Origin of the sequence: Micromonospora sp. NPDC049114, assembly GCF_040648635.1 — a bacterium.
In the GTDB taxonomy this organism is placed as follows: domain Bacteria; phylum Actinomycetota; class Actinomycetes; order Mycobacteriales; family Micromonosporaceae; genus Micromonospora.
Window position 1 is genome coordinate 286,341 of sequence record NZ_JBEZEA010000003.1, and the last position, 22,090, is coordinate 308,430.

Below are 22,090 nucleotides of genomic sequence, written 5' to 3' on the forward strand. Positions count from 1 at the left end.
CGTATATCGCACCGGGGGCCTTGCCGCAAGACCCCCGTCTTGCCGCAGAATCGTCCGCCGGACACCGGAATGGACGAAGAAACGGGGCTCGATGATCGACAAGTACGTGCGAGATCTGGACGAGGTCGACGAGACTCAGGTCGCGATCGTCGGCGGCAAGGGCGCCCGTCTGGGGACGTTGTCGCGGATCGAGGGCATCCGCGTGCCGGCTGGCTTCTGCGTGACGACCGACGCCTTCCGACGGGTCATCGCCGAGGTGCCCTCGATCGACGATCAGCTCGATCAGCTGTCGCGCCTGAAGCCGGACGACCGGGAGGGGATCCGCGACCTCAGCGCCCAGATCCGCCGGGCCATCGAAGGGGTCGCCCTGCCCGACGACGTGGCGGCGGCCATCACCCGGGCGCTCACCCGGCACGGCGAGAAGGCTGCCTACGCCGTCCGGTCCAGCGCCACGGCGGAGGACCTGGCGACGGCCTCCTTCGCGGGCCAGCAGGACACGTACCTGAACGTGCGGGGTCCGGCGGCGATCCGCACGCACGTCAGCCGGTGCTGGGCCTCGCTCTTCACCGAGCGGGCGGTCACCTACCGTCAGCGCAACGGCATCGACCACCGCGCGGTCCACCTGGCCGTCGTCGTGCAGACGATGGTGTTTCCGCAGGCGGCCGGCGTCCTGTTCACGGCCGACCCCGTCACGTCCAACCGGAAGGTCGCCTCGGTGGAGGCCAGCTTCGGCCTCGGCGAGGCCCTGGTCTCCGGGCTGGTGAACCCGGACTCCTACCGGGTGCGCGACGGCGCGATCATCGACCGGACGATCGCCAGCAAGCGTCTCGCCATCGAGGCGCTGCCGGCCGGCGGTACCACGAAACAGGCGATCAGCCCGGAGCGACAGGAGCAGCCGGCGCTGACGGACGCGCAGGTCCTGCGGCTGGTGGACGTGGGCCGGCGGATCGAGGCGCACGCCGGCAGCCCGCAGGACATCGAATGGTGCCTGGTCGACGGTGACGTCCAGATCGTGCAGAGCCGGCCGATCACGACGCTGTTCCCCGTTCCGGCGGCCCGGGACAGCGAGAACCACGTCTACCTCTCGGTCGGCCACCAGCAGATGATGACCGACGCCATGAAGCCGTTGGGGTTCTCCATGTGGCAGCTGACGGCCATGGCGCCGATGCACGAGGCCGGTGGGAGGCTCTTCGTCGACGCCACCGGGATCCTGGCAGCGCCGGCGAGCCGCGCCGGCTTCCTCGACATGGCGGGACGGTCCGACCCGTTGACGCGGGACGCGCTGGAGACCATCCTCGGCCGCCCCGACTTCGTACCGGCGCTTGCAGACGGTCCCGACATCCCGCGGATCAGCGGCAAGCCGACCACGATCGAGAACGATCCGGCGATCGTCACCGAGCTGATCGAGCGCAGCGAGGCGTCACTCGCCGCCCTGCGGCGCGACATCGCGACGGTGACGGGCCCGGCGCTGTTCGACTTCCTGCACAAGGCGTTCGAGGAGCACAAGCAGCTCCTCAGTGACCCCCTGAGCATGCAGGCGATCATGGCGGGCATGCAGGCCACCTGGTGGCTCAACGAGCAGCTGTCCGAATGGCTGGGCGAGAAGAACGCCGCCGACACCCTCACGCTGTCCGCTCCGGGCAACATCACGTCGGAGATGGGCCTGGCGCTGCTCGACGTCGCGGACGTGATCCGACCGCATCCGGAGGTGATGGCCTTCCTGCAGGAGGTCGACGACGACGGCTTCCTCGACGAACTGCCGAGGCTCGCGGGCGGAGCCGAGGCGCGCGACGCCATCTCGGCCTACCTCGACCGGTACGGCATGCGCTGCGTCGGCGAGATCGACATCACGAGACCGCGCTGGAGCGAACGCCCCAGCACCCTCGTGCCCCTGATCCTCGACAACATCAGGCTCCTCGAACCGGGCGCCGCCGGGCGGCGCTTCGAGCAGGGGCGTCAGGCGGCGCAGCAGAAACGCGAGGAACTGCTGGAACGGCTGCGGGCCCTGCCGGACGGGGACACCAAGGCCGACGAGACCAGGCGCATGATCGACCGGGTCCGCACCTTCATCGGGTACCGGGAGTATCCGAAGTACGCCATCATCAGCCGCTACTTCGTCTACAAGCAGGCCCTGCTTTCCGAGGCGGAGCGCCTCGCGCGGGCCGGCGTGCTCCGCGACAGGGACGACATCTTCTATCTCACCTTCGCCGAGCTGCACGACGCCGTGCGGACGCACCAGGTCGACGACCACCTCATCGACCAGCGCAGGGACACCTTCCGGTGGCACCGGACGCTGACGCCACCCCGGGTGCTCACCTCCGAGGGCGAGGCCATCGCCGGGGCGTACCGGCGCGACAACGTGCCGGCCGGAGCGCTGGCCGGCCTCGGAGTCTCCGGCGGGGTCGTCGAGGGCCGCGCCCGCGTCCTGCTGGACATCGCCGAGGCCGAGCTGGAACCCGGCGACATCCTGGTCACCTCCTACACGGACCCGAGCTGGTCACCAGTGTTCGTCGCGGTCCAGGGCCTGGTGACGGAGGTGGGCGGCCTCATGACCCACGGGGCGGTCATCGCCCGGGAGTACGGCCTGCCGGCCGTCGTCGGGGTGGCGGACGCGACCAGGCTGATCCGCGACGGGCAGCGGATCCGCGTGCACGGCACCGACGGGTACGTCGAGATCCTGCCACCGCCGAACGACGCCGACGGCCGCGCTCAGTTGTAGGGCATCGTCGGGAACCAGCCGTAGCCGAACATCGCGGGCACCCGGACGGTCCAGTAGACGAGGGTGAAGACGCCCAGCGCGAGCAGCAGCGAGCCGGTGACCGCGAGGGTGCGTGCCGGTCGCGCGGACAACCAGCGGATCAGCCCTCCCCGGGTGGCGAGGACGACGAGTGCGAACAGGATGCCCACGATCGCGATGTTGCCCAGCGACTGCAGCACGAAGGCGGCCGAGCCGTAGAGGGGGTTGCCGTTGTCGGCGGCCCACTGGAACAGCTTGTGGAACAGCGGGTAGGGCCGCCCGATCAGGAAGGCGCCGACCAGCATGCCGAGCACGAAGACGCGGGCGAACGGGCGACGCGCGAAGGGATCGGGGACCTTGTCGAGCGCCGCGAGACCGAGATAGATGAACGCGAGACCGATCACGCCGAAGACCACCACCGACTGCACGAGTCGGACGGGCATGCCGCCGGCAGTCGTCTCCGTCGACAGCTGCGGCAGCGAGTCGCCGAGCAGGACTCCGATGAAGCCGTACGTGGCGGAGACGACGACCATGCCCAGCGCCAGCAGGCCCACCGGCCGGAGCATGAAGCGCAGCCCCGCCGCCGGTGTGCCGCCGGCGCCGGCGTGTGTCATCGGCCCGACCGAGGCGGCCATCGCGATGTTGCAGGCAGTGAACGTGCCCGCCAGGCCGGAGACGAACGCGAACAGCAGGCCCGCCGCGGTGCCGCCGATCGCTGTCGCCTTCGCGTCGTGGCCCAGCAGGGTGTTGGCGACGTTGTCGCCGATCGTCTGGTCGACGAACTGGTATGACCAGAGCAGGGACAACGCGATTCCCGCGAGCACACTGCCCACGATCAGCGCGCCGCGCCGGTCCGAGCGTGCCGGCGTCGGGGAGGGCGGGGTCTGCACGGCCGGTCTCTGCGTGGCGGTCATGGCAGCCTCTTTCCGAATCTGTGACGGCGGGATGCACTGACTGATTCTTCGCGCCGCGGACCGGCCGGTCGTCTTCCTGCTTGCGGTTTCCCGCGTGCGGAGGACGGCCGGCCGGTCCGGGGCGACCGACGGGGTCAGCGGGCGATCGGCAGCTCCACCGCCGCCGGCGGCGGCACCGGCTGCACGGGGGTGCGGGCGCCACGCCGTTCGGCGAGCCACCTGCCCCACCAGAACAGACCCCGGGCCAGGCACACGATCGTGACCGCGAAGAACAGGGTGTAGACGACGTTGAACAGCATCAGGACGCCGTACACCATGGCCACGGAGGAGCCGAACATGAACTGCCAGCGGGGCTTGGAGGGCGTGGTGCCCGGGTCGGTGATCATGTAGTTGGTGAACAGCACGAACGCCACCCCGGTCATGATGCTCAGCGCCGACCAGAGCTGGACGTCCCAGACGTAGTGCCGGATCAGGGCCTGGATGACGAAGCCGCCGACCCAGCCGACGATCAGCGCAACCTTCTTCGTGAGCATCGCGTTGAGGATCGTGCCCGCGGTGAGCACGACCATCGGGATGAACATCCGGAAGACGTCGGGCACGTTCTCCGTGAAGTGGTACGGCGGGGCCACGTTGACCCAGGAGAACGCGAGCAGCGTGATGGTGATGCCGAAGTTCGACGGGTTCATGAAGTGCCGCATGCGTCCGGCGATCGGGGCCTGCAGCACGGCCTTCTGCCCGACGGCCACGACCACGGCGAAGGCGATCGGCCAGAACATGTCGTTGGCGTACAGCAGCATGTTCGCGGCGAGCGCGGTGATGTGGGTCGGCAGCAGGAACGTGTAGACGCCCCACGCGCCGTTGCCGCTGTAGGCCGGTCGGCGGCCCAGGGAGCGGGCGGCGACCGCCTCGATCGCGATCTCGACCGTGTACCCGATCGCCAGGGCGAACAGCGGCCAGGTCCAGGGCTGCTCGAACCCGAGGATCGTGTAGCCGAGGATGTTGAGGATGGACATGGAGATGGCGAAGTTCCGCAGGGCCAGGTAGCGGGGGTCGCGCTTGTCCACCCGGGGTACGGGCGGTCGCCTGTCGACGCCGGCCGGTGCCCGGTCGGGTCCGCTGCCGTTGCGGGTCGCGTCGGCGACCTCGGCCGTGGTGGTCACGCCCACCGGGGCGCGTTTGACGTCCGTCATGGTGTGGTCAGCTCCTGGGCTCGGTCGGTGAGCGTGAGGTCGTGCCATCCGGCGGAGAGGGGCAGGGTCTGCTGATGCTGGACACCGTCGAGGTCGCGCCAGCTCAGTTCGACGGTGACGGGCGTGCCGCCCTGGTCACCGAGTCCGAAGAACAGGTCGAAGCTGCGCTTGCCGGAGTGCCCGCCGCCGCCGTCGAGCTGGGCGAGCTGGGTGCGGCCGTCGGCAGTGGTCACCCGAGCCTGCGCGCCGTAGGCCGGGGTGCGGGCGTCGTTGCCCGTGGCGGCGCCGAGTGCGGGCCGGTGCAGCCGCAGCCCGAGGAAGTCGCCGACCTGCGCCTTGGTGTTGTGGTAGTAGGCGGGCGGTCCCCACTGGCGTGCCACCGCGAAGTCCTGGCGGCCGTCGCCGTCGGTGTCACCCACGGCGATACCGCGGGTCGGGGTCCGGTCGTCGAGTCCGAGCTGCGGACTCAGGTCGACGTAGCGGCCGTTGTCCTCCGGTGCCCAGAACGCCAGCGCGTTCGAGCCGGCGATGTCGTCGCCCGGCTGCGCGTTGGGCCACATGTCCGGCTCGCGCAGCATCAGGTCGTTGCTGGCGGCCAACTCCTGGAGCCAGTTGAACCGGTTGACAGTGCCCTTGACGAAGCCGCAGGACTGGACCACGACGAGGCGTCCGCTGTTGTCGAAGTCGGCCATCTTGACGTCCCAGCCCCAGCCGACCCAGGCGAGGTTCTTGGCCGAAGCCTTGTTCTCGAAGGGAGCGATGCCCTTGGAGAGCCGTTCCCGCGCCTCCTGCGGGTTGGCGGCGGTGTTCTGCCAGACGAAGTTGCTCTCCTCCAGCCCCCACGACTCGGTGATGTTGCTGACGAAGGCGTCGAACCGGCCGGTGCCGCGCAGATCGGCGAAGTCGACGGCCATCCCCTTGAACGAGTCGTGCCCCACGACCAGCGACTTGGGGTCCAGCGGGCCGCGGCGTCCCTCGGCCAGGGCGAACCTGATCCGGCCGGGAGCCGACACGTTGTGGAAGAAGCGGTCGTTGCCGAAGTCGTTGGCGAGGTACAGCTCGGGCAGCAGATCCCCGTCGAGGTCGGCGGAGGCCGAGGCGAGCGTCCATCCGGTGGCGTACCGGGGGTCGATCGCGCTCTGCTGCTCGTAGGTGACGCTCGGCTCGGCGCCGGTGGTGGCCGCGGTCCAGCGCAGGATGTGCGCCCCGCCGGCGTTCTGCGCGCGGGACATGGAGTGGTTCATCTGCACGTTCGGCAGGCCCTGTGCGTCGAGCACCTGGGAGTCCGGGAAGTAGTTGAAGATCCCGATGTCGGGCCGGCCGTCACCGTCGAAGTCCGCGACAGCTGTCGCGTTGGTGTTCCACAGTGGCCCGTGGTAGCGGCCGTCGGCGGTCTGCTGCTGCGGGATCAGCTCGACCGGGTGGTACGACGCGAGGCTCAGGTCCGCCGCGTCTCCGGTCTGCAGGAACACGACAGGCGTGCGTCCCCAGTAGACGACGAGCAGATCGGTCCGGCCGTCGACGTTGAAGTCGCCGGGTGTGCAGCCCATCGGGGCGATCGCCGGTCCCATCGGCAGCGGCGCCGGGTCCAGCACGAACGGCGCGTAGCGGGCGCCGCCGCCGGGCGCCGGCGTCACGATGGCGCTGTCGCTGCGGGGGTCGACGAGGCAGAGGTCGTTGGCGCCGCCCTTCCCGTCGAGGTCGTTGACCGCCACTCCGGCGCCCACCGACGAGATCCAGGACCGGATGTGCTCGTACTTCGGGTTCACCGTCCGGATCGTGCGCTGCGGCAGACCCGGCGGCAGGGCGATGGGCATCTCGGTGAACGCGAACTGTGACGCCATCGCGCGTCGGTCGGCCGCGGATGCGGTCGGCAGCCGCGAGATCGTGAACAGCCCCGCGACGAGTACCAGGACGAAGACGACGGGAATGAGTCTGCGCAGCGGACCCACTGGTTTCGGTGGCAACGATCCCCCTCGGGTGGTGCCCGACCCGGCCGGGTCGGGCGTTCGGGTGGTGCGGTAGTGGGTGACAGCGGTCCGCGGTCACCCGGCGGTGTCCTCAGTCCGCCGGACGCACGCTCATCGGCAGGCCGCCGCGTATGCGCAGCGACAGCATCGGCTCGGGTACGACGGTGTGCGTGGCGACCGTCGTGAGCGTCAGGTCCCGGGCCAGTACGGCGAGGACGAAGGCGGCCTCCATCAGGCCCAGGTGGTTCCCGACGCAGAACCGCGGTCCCGCGCCGAACGGGATGTAGGCGTACCGCGGGCGGTCGGTGGTGCGGGCCGGGTCGAAGCGCTCCGGATCGAAGCGTTCGGGCTGGTCCCAGAAGTCCGGGTGGCGGTGCAGCGTGTAGGGGCAGATCAGCACGTCGGCGCCCGCCGGCACCGCGTACCCGCCCACCATGTCGGCGGCGAGCGCCTTGCGGGGCAGGATCCACACCGGCGGGTACAGGCGTACCACCTCGTCGATGACCATCGCGGCGTACCGCAGCCGGCCCAGGTCGTCGAAGGTCGGCAGCCGGTCGCCAAGCACCGCGACCGCCTCTTCCCGCAACCGGTGGCGCACCTCGGGATGCCTGTCGAGCAGGTAGAGCGCCCAGCTCAACGTGCTGGCGGTGGTCTCGTGCCCCGCGAGCAGCAGGGTCACGAGCTCGTCGCGCAGCCGCTGCCGTCCGACCCGGGGGTCGGGCTCGGCCCGGGCCGACACGATGAGCCGCGACAGCACGTCGTCGCGGTCACCGGTGTGGCTCCCGCGCTCGGCGACGAGCTGGTCGACGATCGTCTGGAGACGGCGGCGGGCCCGCCGGAACCGCACCTGCCGCGGCAGCGGCACCCAGGGCGGCACGGCGCTCAACGACGCCAGCTCGAACATGGCCTGGTCCTGCACCACGGCGAAGTCGCGCCCGATCGACGGGAACCGCCCGAGGTCGGTGTCGAGCAGGGTGCGCCCGAGCACGCCGAGAGTCAGACCCGTCATCTCCTGGAGCACGTCCACCGGACCCTGGCGGCCGAGCGTCCGCAGCCGGCCGACGAGGGCCGCCGCCTCCTCGGCGACGATGCCGGCCTGCTGGGCGATGCGCCGGCTCTGGAACGCCGGCTGCGCCACCCGGCGCTGCTTGCGCCACAGCTCACCCTCGCTGGTCAGCAACCCGTCGCCGAGTGCCCGGCGGGCGTGCACCAGGCCGATGCCCTTGTGGTAGTTGGCCGCGTTGTCGGCGAGCACGTGCTTGGCGTGCTCGGGGTGGTTGAAGAAGTAGAGCTCCTTCGGACCGACCGGCAGCAGCGCGGCGTCGCCGTAGCGGGCGGCCGCCGACGTCATCATGCCGAGGCGGTCGCGGCCCATCGTGATGAGCATGCTGACGGCCGACGCGCGCGACGGACCGGGAAGGGACGGCGCCGGGCCGGTGACGGCGGTCATGACGCCACCACCGCCGACGGCGCCCGCTCGAGCCGGCGGAACCGGCCACCGAGGAACACGAGGGCCTCGCCGTCGCCGTCGTCGTACCGGCGCATCCCGCACGGACGGCCCAGGAAGATCGTGTGATCTCCCCCGTCGTACGACCGCCAGAGCTCGCACTCGATGTGGGCGGCGGCGCCGCCGAGCAACGGCGCCGCCGTCCGCGCGCCCGGCCGCCACTCGGTGAACTCGAACTGTTCCGGTCCGAGTGGACGGCGGCGGTCGGCGTAGTAGCGCGCCACCGCCTCCTGATCGGCGGCCAGGACGGAGACGCCGAACGCGCCGGCCCGGCTGAGCGCCTGGTGCATGAGGGCGTCCCGCCCGACGCACACCAGGATCAGCGGCGGGTCGAGGGACACCGCGCTGAACGAGTTCGCGGTCATGGCGTGCGGTTCGTCCCCGCCGACGCTGACCACCGTGACACCTGTGGCGAAGGTCCCGCAGACGCGGCGCATCAGCACCGGGTCCGTCAACTCTTCCGTCCCGAAGGTCGTCATCGTCGGACCCCGGCGGCGGCGTACGGTTCCAGAGCGCGTTCGAGCGCCTCCGGGACCCGGGTGGGAACGGTCCGGTTGTTCGGGCCGCGCATGCAGGCGACCCGCTGGGCGCCGCGGGCGACGAGTGTCTCGCCGGCCGGTCCGGTCCGCACGTAGTCGAAACCGAATTCGAGCTGCGTCTGGGCCAGTTCGAGCAGCCGCATCCGAACGGCGATCTCGTCGAACGCGGTGATCTCGGCGAAGAACTCGCACTCGACCTTGAGCGTGAACAGTTTGAGGTCGTTTTGCAGGTCGGCGAGGACTGTCGGTGCCCGGTCCTTCAGGAACATCTCCCGGCAGCGGCCCTGCCACCGCAGGTAGTTGACGTAGTAGACGTTGCCGACGATGTTCGTCTCCTCGAACCCGACGGTGTGCCGCAGCTCGTAGTAGCTCTCCATGCTCATCCCTCCGCACCGGCCAGAACAGTGATGACGACCCGTCCGTCGCTGCCGCGCAGGCTCGTGACGAACGAGGCGGCCCGAGCGCCACCGGCGGCGAAGAGCACCCAGCCGGGACGTGCCGTACCGCCCAGGACGAGTGGGCCGCGCATCGGCAGGCCGGCCTTCTGCATCGCCTCGACAGCGGTCCAGACCCGGGTGGAGGCGGTGTCGGCGTCCTCGCCCGAGTCGCCGGCCAACTGCTCGGCGAGTTCGGCGTGGGGGCCGAGCAGGCCCTTCCACTCCTCGGGGCTGCGCCGCGCCACGCTCTCCAGGTCGCAGCCCAGGACGCCCGTCCCGGCGACGGCCAGCGTCACCCCGGCGCCGTGCGCGATCGACACGGTGTGCTCCCCGGCGACCTCGGGCCGTCCGTCCGGCCGGTAGGTGATCTCGACCGGCCGCCCGAGCGCCTGCCCGACCGCGCGGACGCTGTTGCGTCGGCGCGTGGCGGTGTGCTCGCCCGGCTCGGGTGACACCGCGTCGGGCTCGATGGCGACGGCGACGCCGGTGAGCCCGAGGTCGCCGAGCACACGCTCCAGGTAGGAGCCGAGTAGCGGTGGCACCCAGGGGCCGGCGCCGTCCTGCTTGCGGACCGCGCGCAGCCGCAGGCCCTCCCAACGCTCGACGGTCATTCCGGACTCGGTGCGCAGGGCGATGTCGTAGACGTACGTGTCGCCGTCGCGCTCGCGTTCGGTGGCGCAGTACCGCAGCTCGCGGGCGGACGACAGCTTCTCCCCGCCGGGGTGGATGCGTTCCACGCCGACGGGCAGCAGCGTGGCGTCCGGCACGCACACCTGGTTGCCGTGCATGAGCGCGTCGCGGACGCCGGGGTCGCCCAGCAGCAGCGTCGCGGAGACGTACGGGGCGAACCACGCAGTCGAGTCGTCGGCCTCCACTATCGCGTCCACGTGCCGGGCGGCGGCCCGGTGGTACTGCCGGAGCCGCTGGAACCGGCCGCCCTGGAACAGGGTGTCTCCGTACAGGTCGTCGAGCGGGGCGATCGAGGCCGGCGCGAGACCGTCCGGCACCTGGTCCGGAGGGCCGTCGGGCACCGTGTCGGCGCCGAGGCGCAGCCGGGCGGTGAAGTGGTCGGCGGTGAAGCCGGTCTCCTCGCTGCGGATCGCGACCTCGACGACGTCGTCGTCGGTGACCAGGGCCGCCACCCGGATCCTCGTGTGCCCGTGGGGCGCGACGATGATGGGCCGCAGGAACTCCGCCCGTTCGATGACCGGGAGGACGTCGGCGCCGGAGAGGGCCGCGGCCACCTGCGCCATGGCCTCCATCCCGAAGACCGCGGGGAACAGCAGGTTGCCGTCCAGGTCATGATCTTCCAGGTAGCGGTCGGTGCCGACGTTGAGTTCCGTCTCGACCACGAGTTCGACCTGGTGGTAGCGGACCAGGGCGCGGTCGACGAAGCGCAGCAGCGGCAGCGCCGGCTGGTGGTACCGGACCGTGTGGATGCCCTCGGTGCGGCCGCTGATCACCACCACCACCGGCGCGGTGGTGTCCGCGACCAGACGCCGCAGGATCGCGATGCCCTGGTCGGGGGTGATGGGCGTGACGCCCTCGCGGCTGAGCGACTCGACCACCGACAGCCGCTCCCCCATGCCGACGCCCGACCAGACCGACCACTCGAGGCACCGGGTGCGGCACTCGGGGTACGCCCGGGAGAAGGCGACGGTCTCCTCGGCCAGCCAGTCGTTGGCGGTGGCGTAGTGCGCCTCGCCTCGCAGCCCCGCCCGGCCGATGATGCTGCCGAGCGTCACGAGCAGCCGGAGCCGGGGCTTCTCGACCGCGTCGAGCACCGCCCGCAGGCCGTCGACCTTCGGTGCCAGAGTGCGTCGGAACGCGGCCGGGTCCAGGCTGGTCAGGCCGGCGGGTTCGTTGCGGCCCGCGCCGTGCAGAACACCGGTGATCGTCCCGAGTTCGGCGGAGAGGTCCTGCACCGCCTGCCGTACGGCGGCGGCATCGGTGACGTCGGCGCGGGCGTACCGCACGGTGACACCGGCGGTGGCGATCCGGGCCAGGTTCGCGGCCAGTTCGGCGTCCTCGGCGGGGTCGGAACGGCCCAGCACCGCGAGGCTGGCGCCGCTGTCGGTGGCCAGGGCGAGGGCGCACTCGGCAGTGATGCCCTTGCCCCCGCCGGTCACCAGCAGCACGTCGTCCGGGCCGAGCGGGGCCACCGCCGCCGCGGGGCGTACCGGCAGCGCGCGCAGCGTCGGGACGCGCCGCACCCCGTCGTCGTGGTGCACCTCGGTGAAGCTGGTCGTGGCGGCGACCTCCCGCACCACCAGCTCCACCGCCGGGTCGCCGGCGGCCGGCAGGTGCACGACGGTGACCCGCACGGACGGCGCCTCAAGATGCAACGTCCGGGCGATGGCCGCCGCGCCCCGACCGTGCCCGACCAGGACGAAGCGGGTGCTGCCGGTGGAGATGGCCTGCTGCGCTCCCCGCAGGGCCGGCTCCAGTTGCTCCTCGGTGCAGTCCGGTGGCAGGCAGACCAGGACGCCGCCGCCGAGCCCGGCCTGTTCGAGCGCCGCGCCGAGAGCCGCGGCGAACGGGTGGTCCGCCGACGCGTGCACGTGCCACGGACCGTTCGCTGCGGTGGCGTCGCCGGGAACCGCCGGCAACGGCACCTCGTCGAGGTCGAGCCGCCAGGGCCGCGCCCAGCCGGCCACACCGGCCACCACCGGCGTGGCGGTGGCGTCGCTGTCCCGGGCCGTACGCGCGAGGGTCTCCATCGTCGCCGCGAGTTCCCGGACGGTGGCGGTGGCGAAGTTGAGCGGCATCTGCGCCGGTGGCAGTTCCAGACGCTGGGCGAGCTGGTTGGCCACCTGGCCGATCGTGATCGAACTCAGGTGCAGGTCGTCGAGCAGGCGGCTGTCCGGCCGGACGAGTTCGATCGGCAACTCGGCGCGCTCGGCGGTGAGCCGCCGCATGAGGTCCTCGGTGGACTCCTCCCCCACCTCGACCGGATCGGTGGTGGTGGTGGACGTGGCCGTGGTGGGCCCACGCTCGATCGCCGCGCTGAGCTCCGGCGCCTGCTCGCAGGGGCTGGTCAGGAAGGAGAACGCGGCGCCTACCTCCAACGGCCGCACGAACCGCCCGTCGAACAGCGCCGCCGGGGCCGGGGCCGCGCCGACGACGTACGCGGCGCCGGCGACCCGCAGCAGACTCGTGAGCGAGTCGTCGTCGGTGTCCACGGCGACCGCCGGGACGTCCGTGACAGTCGTGGCCAGTCCCGTGAGCACCCGCCCGGGCCCGACCTCGACGAACAGGTCGGTGCTCTTGGCGGCGAACGCGACGGCCTGGTTGAACAGGACCGGGTCGGTGATCTGGCGGCGCAGGAGGCCCCGCACGTCGGTGCCGGCGGGCAGCACCTCACCGGTGACGGTGGAGACGACCCGGGCGCCGACCTGGTGGAAGGTCTCGCCGGCGAGGGCGTCGGCGAACGTGTCCGCGGCCGGCGCGACAAGCGGGGAGTGGAAGGCGTGCGAGACCCGCAGCCGCGTCGCGCTCAGGCCGGCGGCCCGAGCCTTGTGGCAGACCGCCTCGATCGCGTCGACGGATCCGGAGACGACCGTGTGCTCGGGCCCGTTGTAGGCGGCCACCACCACCGGCAGCCCCGCGATGATCCCGTCGACCGTCTCCGGGGGCGCCCCGATGTCGGCCATCGTGCCGGCCTGGCTGTACCCGGCCATGGTCCGGCCCCGGACGCCTGCGACGCGCAGGAGCGCCTCCTCGTCGAGGACGCCGGCCCACTGCAGGGCCACGATCTCGCCGAGGCTGTGCCCGATCGCGGTGGACGCCTCGATGCCGAGCAGTGCCAGGGCGTGCTGCCCGGCCAGTGACCCGGCGACGATGCGCGGCTGGGCGACCTCGGTCGCGACGACGTCGCTGCCGGTGGGCAGCGCGGCGCGCAGGTAGACGTCGTCGACCTCGGCGAACCGCCGCCGCAGGGCGCCACCGCTGACGCCTCGTCCGGAACCCTGCCCCGGGAAGAGGAAGCTGATCCGGGCCGGGCCGCTGACGTGCCCGAGCAGGAACCGGCCGTCGGGGCGGATCAGTGCCGCCTCGCCGGATTCGACGGCCTCGCGGGCCGCGGTCAACAGCCGCTGCGCCTCCTCGGGTGACGAGGCCACGATCGCGGCCCGGAACGGCCGGTCCTGCAGGTCGCGGTGGAGCGTCGCCGCCAGGTCGCCCAGCTCCGCGTACGAGATCGCGGACACGAAGTCGCTCAGCTCGGCGAGCCGGACGGCCAGTTCCTGCGGCGAGGCCGCGTCCACCAGCAGCAGCTCGGCGTCCTGCGCGGAGGCGGCCAGGGTGCGGACGCGGCGATCCGGCACGGGCCGGCGCGGGCCGTGGCGTTCGAGCACGACGTGCGTGTTGATGCCGCCGAAGCCCATGGCGGTGATGCCGGCCCGCACCGGGACCGCGCTCGGCCACGCCTCGGCCTTGCGCAGGGTGCGCAGCCGGGCGCCGTCGGCGGTGAGGATCTCGTGGGGGTCGACGGAGCCGACGCTCGGGGGAAGCACCTCGTGGTGCACGGCCATCGCGGCGCGGATGAAACCGGCCACCCCGGCGGCGGCCTTGGTGTGACCGATCATCCCCTTGACCGAGCCGATGACGGCCGGCGGAGCGTCGGGATTCGCCGTCTCGCGGGCGCTGGACAGCGCCGTGAGCTCGGTGGTGTCCCCGACCTTGGTGCCGGTGCCGTGCCCCTCGAACAGCCCGACGGTGTCGATGCCGAACCCGGCCCGGTCGTACGCGCGGCGCAGGGCGAGCTGGTAGCCGTCGACCTCGGGCCGGGTGATGCCACCGCGGCCGTCGGACGAGACGCCCCAGCCGGCCACCGAGGCGTAGATCCGGTGACCCGCCTCGGCGGCCTCGTCGGCGCGCATCAGGACCAGCATGCCGCAGCCCTCACCCGGCCAGAACCCGTTGGATGCGCGGTCGTAGACCCGCATCTCCCCGCTGGCCAGGGCGCCGGTCTTCGCGAAGCCGATGACCTCGAACGGGTCGATGGACAGGTCGACACCGCCGGCGATCGCGACGTCCAGTTCTCCGTCCAGCAGGGCCCGGCTCGCGGTCACCACGGACAGCAGCGACGACGAGCAGGCGCCGTCGACGGTGTAGCCGCCGCCCTTGAGGTCGAAGTGGTTGCAGATACGTCCGGCGATCGTGTTCGACAGTGCGCCGGCGAGCGTGTCCTCGTTCACCGGCGGGAACGGGCTCTTGTACGCCTCCTCGTAGGTGGCGAGGAAGGCCGACAGCTTCTCGTCGTCCCAGCCCTCGGCCCGCAACGCCGCGGCCACGGTCCGGCGCACGTACGGCCAGCGCAGCCGCATCTGGTTGGCGCGGGAGAACTCACCGGTCAACGTGTTGCCGACGATGACGCCCGTGCGCTCCTGGGGCAGCCCCTCGCCGGCCGGGAAACCGGCGTCGGCCAGTGCCGTCGCGGCGGTCTCCAGGGCCAGCCAGTGGGCCAGATCGGTCGACCGGTACGTGCTCCCGGCGACCTTGTAGCCGACCCGGTCGAACTCGTAGCCCTCGATGACTGCTGCGTTGCGCGCGTAGAAGCGGTCCGGGGCGGCCGGGTCGGCGTCGAAGTAGTCGTCGGCGTTCATCCGGACGTCGGGGAGCCGCCGGAACGCCCGGCGACCCGCGATCGCGTTCTCCCACAGTTCCTGCGGTGAACGGGCGTCGGGGTAGCGGCACGCCATCCCCACCACGGCGATACTTGTCATTGCTCACTCGGCTTTCGTGTCGCTGGCGACGGGTCGAAGGCATTCCTGATGCGCTGGCGCCACACCTCGTAGGCGGGCAGGACGTCGTCCGGGGGCAGCCCGACCCGCGCCTCGTCGGTCACCCGCGTCGCGTCGCTCACCGTCATGCCACAGAGGACACGGGTCGCCAGCTCGTTGTGCGGCGTGACGAGGTCGGCGCGCAGCCGGGCCGCGGCGCCGAACGACGCGCCCTGCGCGAGGTCCGGCCGGTACGGCCCCGCGCACTCGGCGAGCCAGGTCAGTTCCCGTTCACTCGCGCCGCCCGCGTAGCAGACGGCGAGGCCCGCCCCGGCGTACAGGTCGCGCCGGCGTTCGGCGGGGAACTCGTCGAGGAGGCGGACGAGCTGCTCCGGGTCCGTTCCGGCGACGAACCAGCAGGCCCGGCCGATGCCCTGGTCGATGGCGCGTACCGCGTAGTCCCGGGGGCCGTCGGCAGGCCACGCGAAGGTGGCCGGCCGATACCGCTGGCGCACGTACCTGTCGGTCCTGAAGTACGCCTCGTGGAACCCGTACCCGTCGAGGACGAGCCAGCGCAGCAGCGGGTCCGGGGCGTACAGGCGGGGCCACAGCAGACGCGGCAGGCGGGCCATCGCCCAGCCCACGCCGACGTACGCCATGTAGACGTGCTCGTCGTGGTCGGCGAGGAACCGCGCGACGTGCCGCGACCGCCCGGGCAGGGCGTCGCGGATGGCGAAGGCCATCGCGGCGCCCTCGTAGGCGAAGCCCCGGTACGCGGCAGGCGTGGCCTCGACGGTGGGTGCCGCATCCGCCGGGCCGTGCGCCTCCGCGGCGGCCCCGAATCCGTGCAGGAACGAGCTGCCGACTGTTTCGAGGCGCTCGCGGGCCTGTTCGTCCTTGAGGTGGAATCCGCGCGTGCTGACTTTGGTCTCCCGCACGTCGGGGGTCATAATACGACGTCGCAGTCTGGTCAATGAACTCATCGTATGCTCCGGCCTTCCCGCTGAGACCTCATTGTTACGCGACTATGCGCGACGGAACTTCTCCAACATTGCGGCGGTTGCCGATGACGCGGTGAAGGCGGCAGGTTTTCGCAGGTCAAGGCCATCTACCGGCAGCCGAGTGGATAGTGGACAGCGGGAATGACCATTGCGGCGCGGTTAGCGCAACACAGGAGATGGACTCGGGGGCGGCCCGATACCACGATGACTGGCATCCGACCGACACCTCCGGAATTGACATCCGGACTTCCTCGAAGGAGCGTGCCGTGGAATCCGACGAAGCGGCCGAACACCGGGTGCGTACGATGATTCTGGAGGCATTTGCCGACACCATCATCCCGGGTGAGAAGCGCGGCCCTGACGATGCGGCGATCGCCGGCGTCGACGTCGGCGGCGGTGCCGTCGCGGGTGGCGCGATCGAACTGCTCGAAGACCCCGCCGGAGGGCTGGCGCCGGCGCTCGACACGATCTGCGTGGAACTCGACGAGTACGCCCGGGAGCACGCCGCCACCACGGGCCTCGACCTGAACCCGGACCTGCCGCCCTTCGTGGGCCTGCCGTTCGAGGCCCGGACCGCGCTGATCGAGAAGCTGACCAGCCCCGATCACCCGGACAAGCAGATGTGGGTGGGGTTGGCGCTCTTCTGCAACATGGCCTTCGACAGCGCGCCACACCTGCACACCGTGGAGGCGCTGGCCACCGGGCATCCGGGCCTGCTCGCGATGGGCTACGAGACGCCCGACTCGGACGGGCTCTGGCGGTTCCCCACGTTCTCGTACGGCCGGCAGCTCGCCAACCCCCATCCGTCCACCACCGCAACGGGGAGCCCCGCATGACGGCCACCGAGTCCACCGACGTCCTGGTCATCGGCAGCGGCTTCGGGGGCGCCATCGCCGCGTACCACCTCGCCGCCGGCGGCGCCCGGGTGACGGTCCTGGAGCGCGGTCCGTGGCTCAAGGCCGACGATTTCGAGCACGACTTCAAGCTGGGCTCGTCGTACACCCGGGTCTTCGACTTCGTCATCGGTGACGGCATGAGCGTGCTGGGTGGCAACTGCGTGGGCGGCGGCAGCGTCGTCTACTTCGCCACGATGCCGCGGGCGCCACGTTTCGTCTTCGAGCGCCAGGGCAGCATCGGGCGACGCATGTGGCCCGCCGCCATCAGCCGCGACACCCTGGAGCCCTGGTACGACCGGGTGGCCGAGGCACTGCCGATCACCCAGCAGACCTGGGACCGGGTTCCGTACGCCGGTGGCCTGTTCGGCGCCGCCTGCCACCACGCCGGACGTACCGCCAACCCGGCGCCGTCGGCCATCGATGTGGACATGTGCACGAACTGCAACTGGATGATGGCCGGCTGCCGCTTCGACGCCAAACGCTCGCTGCTGCTCAACTACCTGCCGGCCGCCCTGGCGCACGGCGCCGAGATCCGGCCGCTGCACGAGGTGCAGCACCTGGTCCGGAACGACGACGGCAGCTACCGGGTCCACTATCGCGTGGTCGACGAGGAGGACTACCGGATCCTGCACGGCGAGGGGACGATCGACGCGAAGATCGTCGTGATCGCCGCCGGCGCGGGCGCCACACCGGTGATCCTGCAACGGTCGGAGCCCCATCTGGGCCGGATGCCGCACGCGGTCGGGCGGTACTTCTCCGGCAACGGTGAGCGCCTCAACACGGCAGTGTTCGACGAGGACCGGGTCCGCGAGGTGCTGAAGCTGTCGCGGCCGGACGGACGGGCCTACGAGGCGTACCAGATCGGACGGGGCCCGACGGTCGCCAGCTGGGACCGGCTCGACGGCACCCTGCCCGAGTACGAGCGGTACTCCCTCGAACAGCTCTACTTCCCGCCGGCGCTGGGCACGATCCTGGCGCAGGTGCCCGACGCGAGCCCCAGCTGGTTCGGCCGGGACAAGAAGGAGATGCTGCGCCGCTGGCAGTCGTGGTTGACGATCTTCACCATGTCGGAGGACGACAACGAGGGCGTCTTCGGCCCGCCGCCGGAGACCGGCAACGCCCACCGCTTCTCGCAGCAGATGCTGGGCCACGGCCCGCTGCGGTACCAGCCCACGGCGAACACCCGGCGCGGATGGTCCCTGGCCGACGCCGACGTCAAGGACATCCTTGAGCGCGACGGGCTGTCCCGCGTGATGCCGTGGACCAACGACCTGGTGGGCGCCTACACCGTGCATCCCCTGGCCTCGTGCCGCATCGGTGACGACCCGGCGACGTCGGCGCTTGACGACCGCCACGAGCTGCGGGGGCATCCGGGCATCTTCGTAACCGACGGATCGGCGGTGCCCGGTGCGTTGACCGTCAATCCGGCCTCGACGATCGCGGCCCTCGCCGAACGCGCCATGCCGGGCATCGTGCGGGCCGCGCGGGAACGGGGTGTCGAGGTGACCTACGGTGCGCCGTCGCCGGACGGCGAGACCGCCGGTCGGCGTGCGGTCGCCCACCTGCGGTCATGAGTTTCACGGTCGCCGGGCTGGCCCGGCGGAGCACCTTCGCGCACCTGCGATATGTCTCCCCGGTGCCTCCGGGGGCCGCGCCGGTGCCGGTCCGCCGGGTGTACGAGCAGGTCGAACGTGACTTCGGCCTGCTCGCGCCGCCCATCGCCCTGCACGCCCGCGCGCCGGGCCTGCTCGCCGCGGCCTGGTGCATGCTGCGCGAGACCCTGCTCGTCTCGGGCACGACGAGCCGTCGTGAGCGCGAGGCGGTGGCGGCAGCGGTGTCGGCCGCCAACGCCTGCCCCTACTGCGTGGACGTCCACCAGGCAGCCGTACGCGGGCTCGGGCGGCGGGGCAGCTCGCCGCCGCCGCTGCCGACGGTCCTGTCGCCGGAGCTGATCGGCGTGGCCGTCGACTTCCACTACCTCAACCGCATGGTGAACGTCTTCCTGCGGGAATCACCGCTGGCTGCGGTTCCCGCTCCCCTGCTCGGTGGCGCCCGGAGCGTCGCGGCACGGTTGATGGGTCGGCTGGCCGGTCGGGAGGCGGTGGCCGGGCAGTCCCTGCCGCTGCTGCCCGGCACGGCCGGCACTGTTCGGCGCCTACCGGACGACCTCCGGTGGGCTGCGGGGCTGCCACACGTCGCCGCCGCTATGACCGGAGCGGTGGCGGTCATCGAGGACGCCGGGCAGCGGGCGGTGCCTCCCGCCGTACGGCGGTTGGTACGCGAGTGCCTCGTCGACGACGCCGCCCCTGGCGACCTGGCGGGGATGGCGGACTGGCTCGACAGGCGGCTGGCGGGGCTCTCCGTCGCCGACCGGGCGACCGGACGACTGGCGATGCTCGTCGCCTTCGCCTCGTACCGGGTTTCCGACTCGGCGGTTGCCGCGGTACGCGCCGAGGGCCACGACGACGTCGCGTTGCTCGCCCTGGCGGCCTGGGCCGCCCTGACCGCGGCACGTCGGCACGGCGACGTGCTGGCCACCGCGTACGAGGCGGTCGGCTGACCGGCGCACGACCACAGGCCCGGCCGGATATATCGGCCGGGCCTGTTTCGGTGCGCTGTCAGACCTTCGGCACGTCGAACAGGGAGGGGAACTTCGCGATCAGCGTGAGGTCGCCCCGGGTTCGCAGCCGGCCCTTCATCGTCAGCACGACCGGATGCGCGTTGCCCGTCACCACGAGCAGGAAGTCGGCGCCGCCGATCGTCAGCGTCAGCTTCGGCTCGCGGTCCGCGACGGGAGACACCCGGCACACCCCGTCGGCGATCTCCAGCTGGTAGCGGTCGACACCGCCGTCGGGTCGGTCACCGATCACCCAGTGGATGACAGCGTCGAGACCTGCGGCCCGGTCGGCCCGGAACACGTCAGGCATCCGCCGGAACACCTCCCGCAACAGGGCGTCCCGGCGTTCCCCGCTCATCAGCGCGCGGACGTCCGGCATCGGGGTGCTCTTGACGAAGATGGCGAGATCACGGGGCGCCAGCGCCGCCGGATCGGCGTTGTTGGTGGTCATCGAAGACTCCTCTGGTCGTCGTCCGCGGCGGTCCTAGCTGTCGCTGACACCAGCGGGCTGGATGACCCGCTCCCGGATCACCCGCCGCCACTCTTCGTAGGCCAGGCCGTCGGCGGGGGCGTCGACCGCCGCGGCGTCGGCCAGCTCGGCGGCGGCCTGCGACGACAGGCCGGTCAGCGCCCGCGCCGCCGCGTCGGTGTGCTCCGGGCAGTAGCCCGCCCACGTCCGCGCCTTGGCCGCGAAGACCGAGCCCTGGGCGAGGTGCGGGCCGTACTCGCCGGCCAGCGACCGCAACGCCTCGAAGCCCGCGGTGTCGCACCCGCCGGCGAACGTCGCGGCCAGTCCCACACCGCTCCACAGGTCCGCGCGGCGCGCGGCCGCGAAGCCGTCGACGGTCACGGCCACCGCCGCCGGATCGGCGGCGTGCCGGAACCACAGCGCCCGGCCGACGCCCTGGTCGAACGCCCGCGCGAAGTAGTCGGCGTGCCCCTGCCACGGGTACGGCCGCGGCAGTCGCTGCCCGGTGATCCAGGTGGCCTGGTCGAAGTACGCCTTGTCGAAGCCGTAGCCGTCGACGGCCAGCCAGCTCATCGTCGGGTGGTACGGGATCCCGGTGAGGTCCGGCAGCACCTTGCGCCACAACACGCGCGGCAGCCGGGCCATTGCGAAGCCGATACCGATGCAGGCGAGGAAGTAGTGCGGCCGTCCCGGCCCCTCCAGCAGCTCCCGGGTGCGGGAACCGCCTGCCGTCGCGTCGAGGACCGTGTAGGCCATCGTCGCGCCCTCGTAGGCGAAGCCACGACGTTCCGGGTCGACGAGAGCGAGCCGGCGTTCCAGCTCGGCGACGCTCGGACCCTCGATCCCCCACTCGAAGCCGCAGACCACCGCCTGCGGGATCGCCTCCAGGTGGACCGTGGTGGCGGAGGTGGTGACCGGGAAACCGAGCGTGGCGAAGGAGACCTGCTTTAGCGACGGCGCGAGAACCATCCGGCGCATCGAACCCAACACTCTGGACATACCGGCCACCCTTCGTTCGGGGCCACGGCGGCGGTCACCGCGGCGATTTCATCCTCACCGGGTTCGGTGAGCCGCGCGTCTCCGAGCGTGCCCGGTCGATTTCCGGCCCTGCGCTGGGCTTTCGACGTGGTCCCGCACGCCCGGGATGGGACCGGCGTCGTCGCCGGGTGTGTCCACCCGGCGACGACGCTCAGCTCAGTTGGCCCGATCGGCGAACTGACCCGGCTCGCGGCCGGGGCCGGCGGGGCCCCGATAGGCCTGGGCGATCTCCAACCAGTGCGTGGCGATGTCCCCCTGGGCTCGTACCGCGAGATCGTCGCGGTGCCGGCGGCGGGTGACCAGCAGGCAGAAGTCCTCCGCGGGCCCGGTGACGCGCTCCGGCGACTCCGCCGGGCCGAACTCCCACAGGGCGCCGGACGGTGCGGTGATCTCGAAGCGGAACTCGACGTCCGGGGTTTCGAGCCCGCGCGCCTGGTAACCGAAGTCCCAGGTCCGGACCGCGAACCCCACGATCTGCCCGATCCGGTCGGTGAACGTACGCCGTACGCCGAGGGCGTCGGCGATGTCCTGACCGTGGGCGAAGAGTTCCATCATCCCGGCCATGGCCAGCACCGCCGCCGGCAGCGGACGCACCAACCACGGGACGAGCTGGTTCATCGGCAGGGCGCCCAGCGCCTTCTCGGCCCACGCCCGCTCCTCACGCCACCGCCGCAACAACTCGGCGGGCTCCTCGGCGAGGTAGCCGGACAGTGCCGCTGTCACGTTGGCGTTGAAGTCGGCGCCCAGCCGCCCCGTCATGGCGACGAACCGGTCGGGGTCGGCCGCCGCGAGTCCGGCCATGCGGAAGGTGGCCGCGAGGTGGGCGACCTGGTGGGCGACGGTCCAGCCGGGCGCGGGGGTCGGCAGCGCCCACGCGGCCGCGTCGAGGTCGCTGACCAGGCGGTCGAGATCCTCGCCGTCGGCCGTCAGGTCGGCGATCACCTTGGGAATCTGCTGTTCGGTCACGGTTCTGCCTCTCGGTTCGATGGCGTCCGGATAGCTCGGTCAGTGCCGGGGAACTGTCGCGAGTTCGGCGGGGGGCGACCTGCCGG

The 22,090-nt window shown here is 71.9% G+C and carries 15 protein-coding genes; 4 read left to right on the plus strand and 11 right to left on the minus strand.

Annotated features, from left to right (window positions below; genetic code table 11):
- Nucleotides 1-91: 91 nt before the first annotated feature.
- Nucleotides 92-2,719, plus strand: a complete 2,628-nt coding sequence (gene rph / locus AB0B39_RS14185; protein WP_357574502.1) for a rifamycin-inactivating phosphotransferase — start codon at nucleotides 92-94, stop codon at nucleotides 2,717-2,719.
- On the opposite strand, the gene AB0B39_RS14190 is transcribed toward rph, so the two are convergent.
- The 8 genes from AB0B39_RS14190 to AB0B39_RS14225 form a co-directional block, all read right to left on the minus strand.
- Complete coding sequence (locus AB0B39_RS14190) at nucleotides 2,710-3,651, minus strand: hypothetical protein (RefSeq protein ID WP_357574503.1); 942 nt, start codon at nucleotides 3,649-3,651, stop codon at nucleotides 2,710-2,712. The two genes, rph and AB0B39_RS14190, sit on opposite strands and share 10 nt — an antisense overlap.
- A gap of 134 nt (nucleotides 3,652-3,785) precedes the next feature.
- Nucleotides 3,786-4,841 carry an enediyne biosynthesis protein gene (locus tag AB0B39_RS14195; RefSeq protein ID WP_357495349.1) on the minus strand — a complete coding sequence of 352 codons (1,056 nt, stop codon included), beginning with the start codon at nucleotides 4,839-4,841 and terminating at the stop codon, nucleotides 3,786-3,788.
- The gene (locus AB0B39_RS14200; protein WP_357574504.1) at nucleotides 4,838-6,808 is read right to left on the minus strand and encodes a CRTAC1 family protein; all 1,971 of its coding nucleotides are present in this window, start codon (nucleotides 6,806-6,808) and stop codon (nucleotides 4,838-4,840) included. Before AB0B39_RS14200 ends, AB0B39_RS14195 begins: the two co-directional genes overlap by 4 nt.
- A gap of 94 nt (nucleotides 6,809-6,902) precedes the next feature.
- Entirely contained in the window at nucleotides 6,903-8,261 is a 1,359-nt protein-coding gene (locus AB0B39_RS14205) for a cytochrome P450 (protein WP_357574505.1), read from the minus strand.
- On the minus strand, nucleotides 8,258-8,797 hold the full coding sequence (locus tag AB0B39_RS14210; RefSeq protein ID WP_234582918.1) for a flavin reductase family protein: 540 nt from the start codon (nucleotides 8,795-8,797) through the stop codon (nucleotides 8,258-8,260). The genes AB0B39_RS14205 and AB0B39_RS14210 overlap by 4 nt, the downstream gene beginning before the upstream one ends.
- Nucleotides 8,794-9,234 carry an acyl-CoA thioesterase gene (locus tag AB0B39_RS14215; RefSeq protein WP_234582956.1) on the minus strand — a complete coding sequence of 147 codons (441 nt, stop codon included), beginning with the start codon at nucleotides 9,232-9,234 and terminating at the stop codon, nucleotides 8,794-8,796. The genes AB0B39_RS14210 and AB0B39_RS14215 overlap by 4 nt, the downstream gene beginning before the upstream one ends.
- 2 nt (nucleotides 9,235-9,236) lie before the next feature.
- Nucleotides 9,237-15,020, minus strand: coding sequence for an SDR family NAD(P)-dependent oxidoreductase (locus AB0B39_RS14220; RefSeq protein ID WP_357574506.1), 5,784 nt, complete (start codon nucleotides 15,018-15,020; stop codon nucleotides 9,237-9,239).
- Nucleotides 15,017-16,000, minus strand: a complete 984-nt coding sequence (locus AB0B39_RS14225; RefSeq protein WP_357495358.1) for a DUF1702 family protein — start codon at nucleotides 15,998-16,000, stop codon at nucleotides 15,017-15,019. The genes AB0B39_RS14220 and AB0B39_RS14225 overlap by 4 nt, the downstream gene beginning before the upstream one ends.
- 323 nt (nucleotides 16,001-16,323) lie before the next feature.
- Between AB0B39_RS14225 and AB0B39_RS14230 the strand changes: the two genes are divergently transcribed.
- Genes AB0B39_RS14230 through AB0B39_RS14240 form a run of 3 tightly spaced genes read left to right on the plus strand, consistent with a single transcriptional unit; the run spans nucleotide 16,324 to nucleotide 19,474 of the window.
- On the plus strand, nucleotides 16,324-16,854 hold the full coding sequence (locus tag AB0B39_RS14230) for a DUF5987 family protein (protein WP_357495698.1): 531 nt from the start codon (nucleotides 16,324-16,326) through the stop codon (nucleotides 16,852-16,854).
- Nucleotides 16,851-18,488 (plus strand): GMC family oxidoreductase, encoded by a 1,638-nt coding sequence (locus tag AB0B39_RS14235; protein ID WP_357574507.1) that lies wholly within the window; start codon nucleotides 16,851-16,853, stop codon nucleotides 18,486-18,488. Before AB0B39_RS14230 ends, AB0B39_RS14235 begins: the two co-directional genes overlap by 4 nt.
- On the plus strand, nucleotides 18,485-19,474 hold the full coding sequence (locus AB0B39_RS14240) for a carboxymuconolactone decarboxylase family protein (RefSeq protein WP_357495361.1): 990 nt from the start codon (nucleotides 18,485-18,487) through the stop codon (nucleotides 19,472-19,474). Before AB0B39_RS14235 ends, AB0B39_RS14240 begins: the two co-directional genes overlap by 4 nt.
- 58 nt (nucleotides 19,475-19,532) lie before the next feature.
- On the opposite strand, the gene AB0B39_RS14245 is transcribed toward AB0B39_RS14240, so the two are convergent.
- The 3 genes from AB0B39_RS14245 to AB0B39_RS14255 form a co-directional block, all read right to left on the minus strand.
- The gene (locus AB0B39_RS14245; protein WP_357574508.1) at nucleotides 19,533-19,982 is read right to left on the minus strand and encodes an SCP2 sterol-binding domain-containing protein; all 450 of its coding nucleotides are present in this window, start codon (nucleotides 19,980-19,982) and stop codon (nucleotides 19,533-19,535) included.
- 33 nt (nucleotides 19,983-20,015) lie between these two features.
- Entirely contained in the window at nucleotides 20,016-20,999 is a 984-nt protein-coding gene (locus AB0B39_RS14250; protein ID WP_357574509.1) for a DUF1702 family protein, read from the minus strand.
- 195 nt (nucleotides 21,000-21,194) lie between these two features.
- The gene (locus AB0B39_RS14255) at nucleotides 21,195-22,004 is read right to left on the minus strand and encodes a TIGR03084 family metal-binding protein (protein WP_357495365.1); all 810 of its coding nucleotides are present in this window, start codon (nucleotides 22,002-22,004) and stop codon (nucleotides 21,195-21,197) included.
- Nucleotides 22,005-22,090 lie beyond the last annotated feature (86 nt).

Bases quoted from the DNA above. Each gene is read 5' to 3' on its own strand.
- AB0B39_RS14230 (WP_357495698.1), top strand. From the start codon at position 16,324: ATGATTCTGGAGGCATTTGCCGACACCATCATCCCGGGTGAGAAGCGC.
- AB0B39_RS14210 (WP_234582918.1), bottom strand. From the start codon at position 8,797: ATGACGACCTTCGGGACGGAAGAGTTGACGGACCCGGTGCTGATGCGC.
- AB0B39_RS14235 (WP_357574507.1), top strand. From the start codon at position 16,851: ATGACGGCCACCGAGTCCACCGACGTCCTGGTCATCGGCAGCGGCTTC.
- AB0B39_RS14205 (WP_357574505.1), bottom strand. From the start codon at position 8,261: ATGACCGCCGTCACCGGCCCGGCGCCGTCCCTTCCCGGTCCGTCGCGC.
- AB0B39_RS14190 (WP_357574503.1), bottom strand. From the start codon at position 3,651: ATGACCGCCACGCAGAGACCGGCCGTGCAGACCCCGCCCTCCCCGACG.
- AB0B39_RS14240 (WP_357495361.1), top strand. From the start codon at position 18,485: ATGAGTTTCACGGTCGCCGGGCTGGCCCGGCGGAGCACCTTCGCGCAC.
- AB0B39_RS14195 (WP_357495349.1), bottom strand. From the start codon at position 4,841: ATGACGGACGTCAAACGCGCCCCGGTGGGCGTGACCACCACGGCCGAG.
- rph (WP_357574502.1), top strand. From the start codon at position 92: ATGATCGACAAGTACGTGCGAGATCTGGACGAGGTCGACGAGACTCAG.
- AB0B39_RS14215 (WP_234582956.1), bottom strand. From the start codon at position 9,234: ATGGAGAGCTACTACGAGCTGCGGCACACCGTCGGGTTCGAGGAGACG.
- AB0B39_RS14245 (WP_357574508.1), bottom strand. From the start codon at position 19,982: ATGACCACCAACAACGCCGATCCGGCGGCGCTGGCGCCCCGTGATCTC.
- AB0B39_RS14220 (WP_357574506.1), bottom strand. From the start codon at position 15,020: ATGACAAGTATCGCCGTGGTGGGGATGGCGTGCCGCTACCCCGACGCC.
- AB0B39_RS14225 (WP_357495358.1), bottom strand. From the start codon at position 16,000: ATGAGTTCATTGACCAGACTGCGACGTCGTATTATGACCCCCGACGTG.
- AB0B39_RS14250 (WP_357574509.1), bottom strand. From the start codon at position 20,999: ATGTCCAGAGTGTTGGGTTCGATGCGCCGGATGGTTCTCGCGCCGTCG.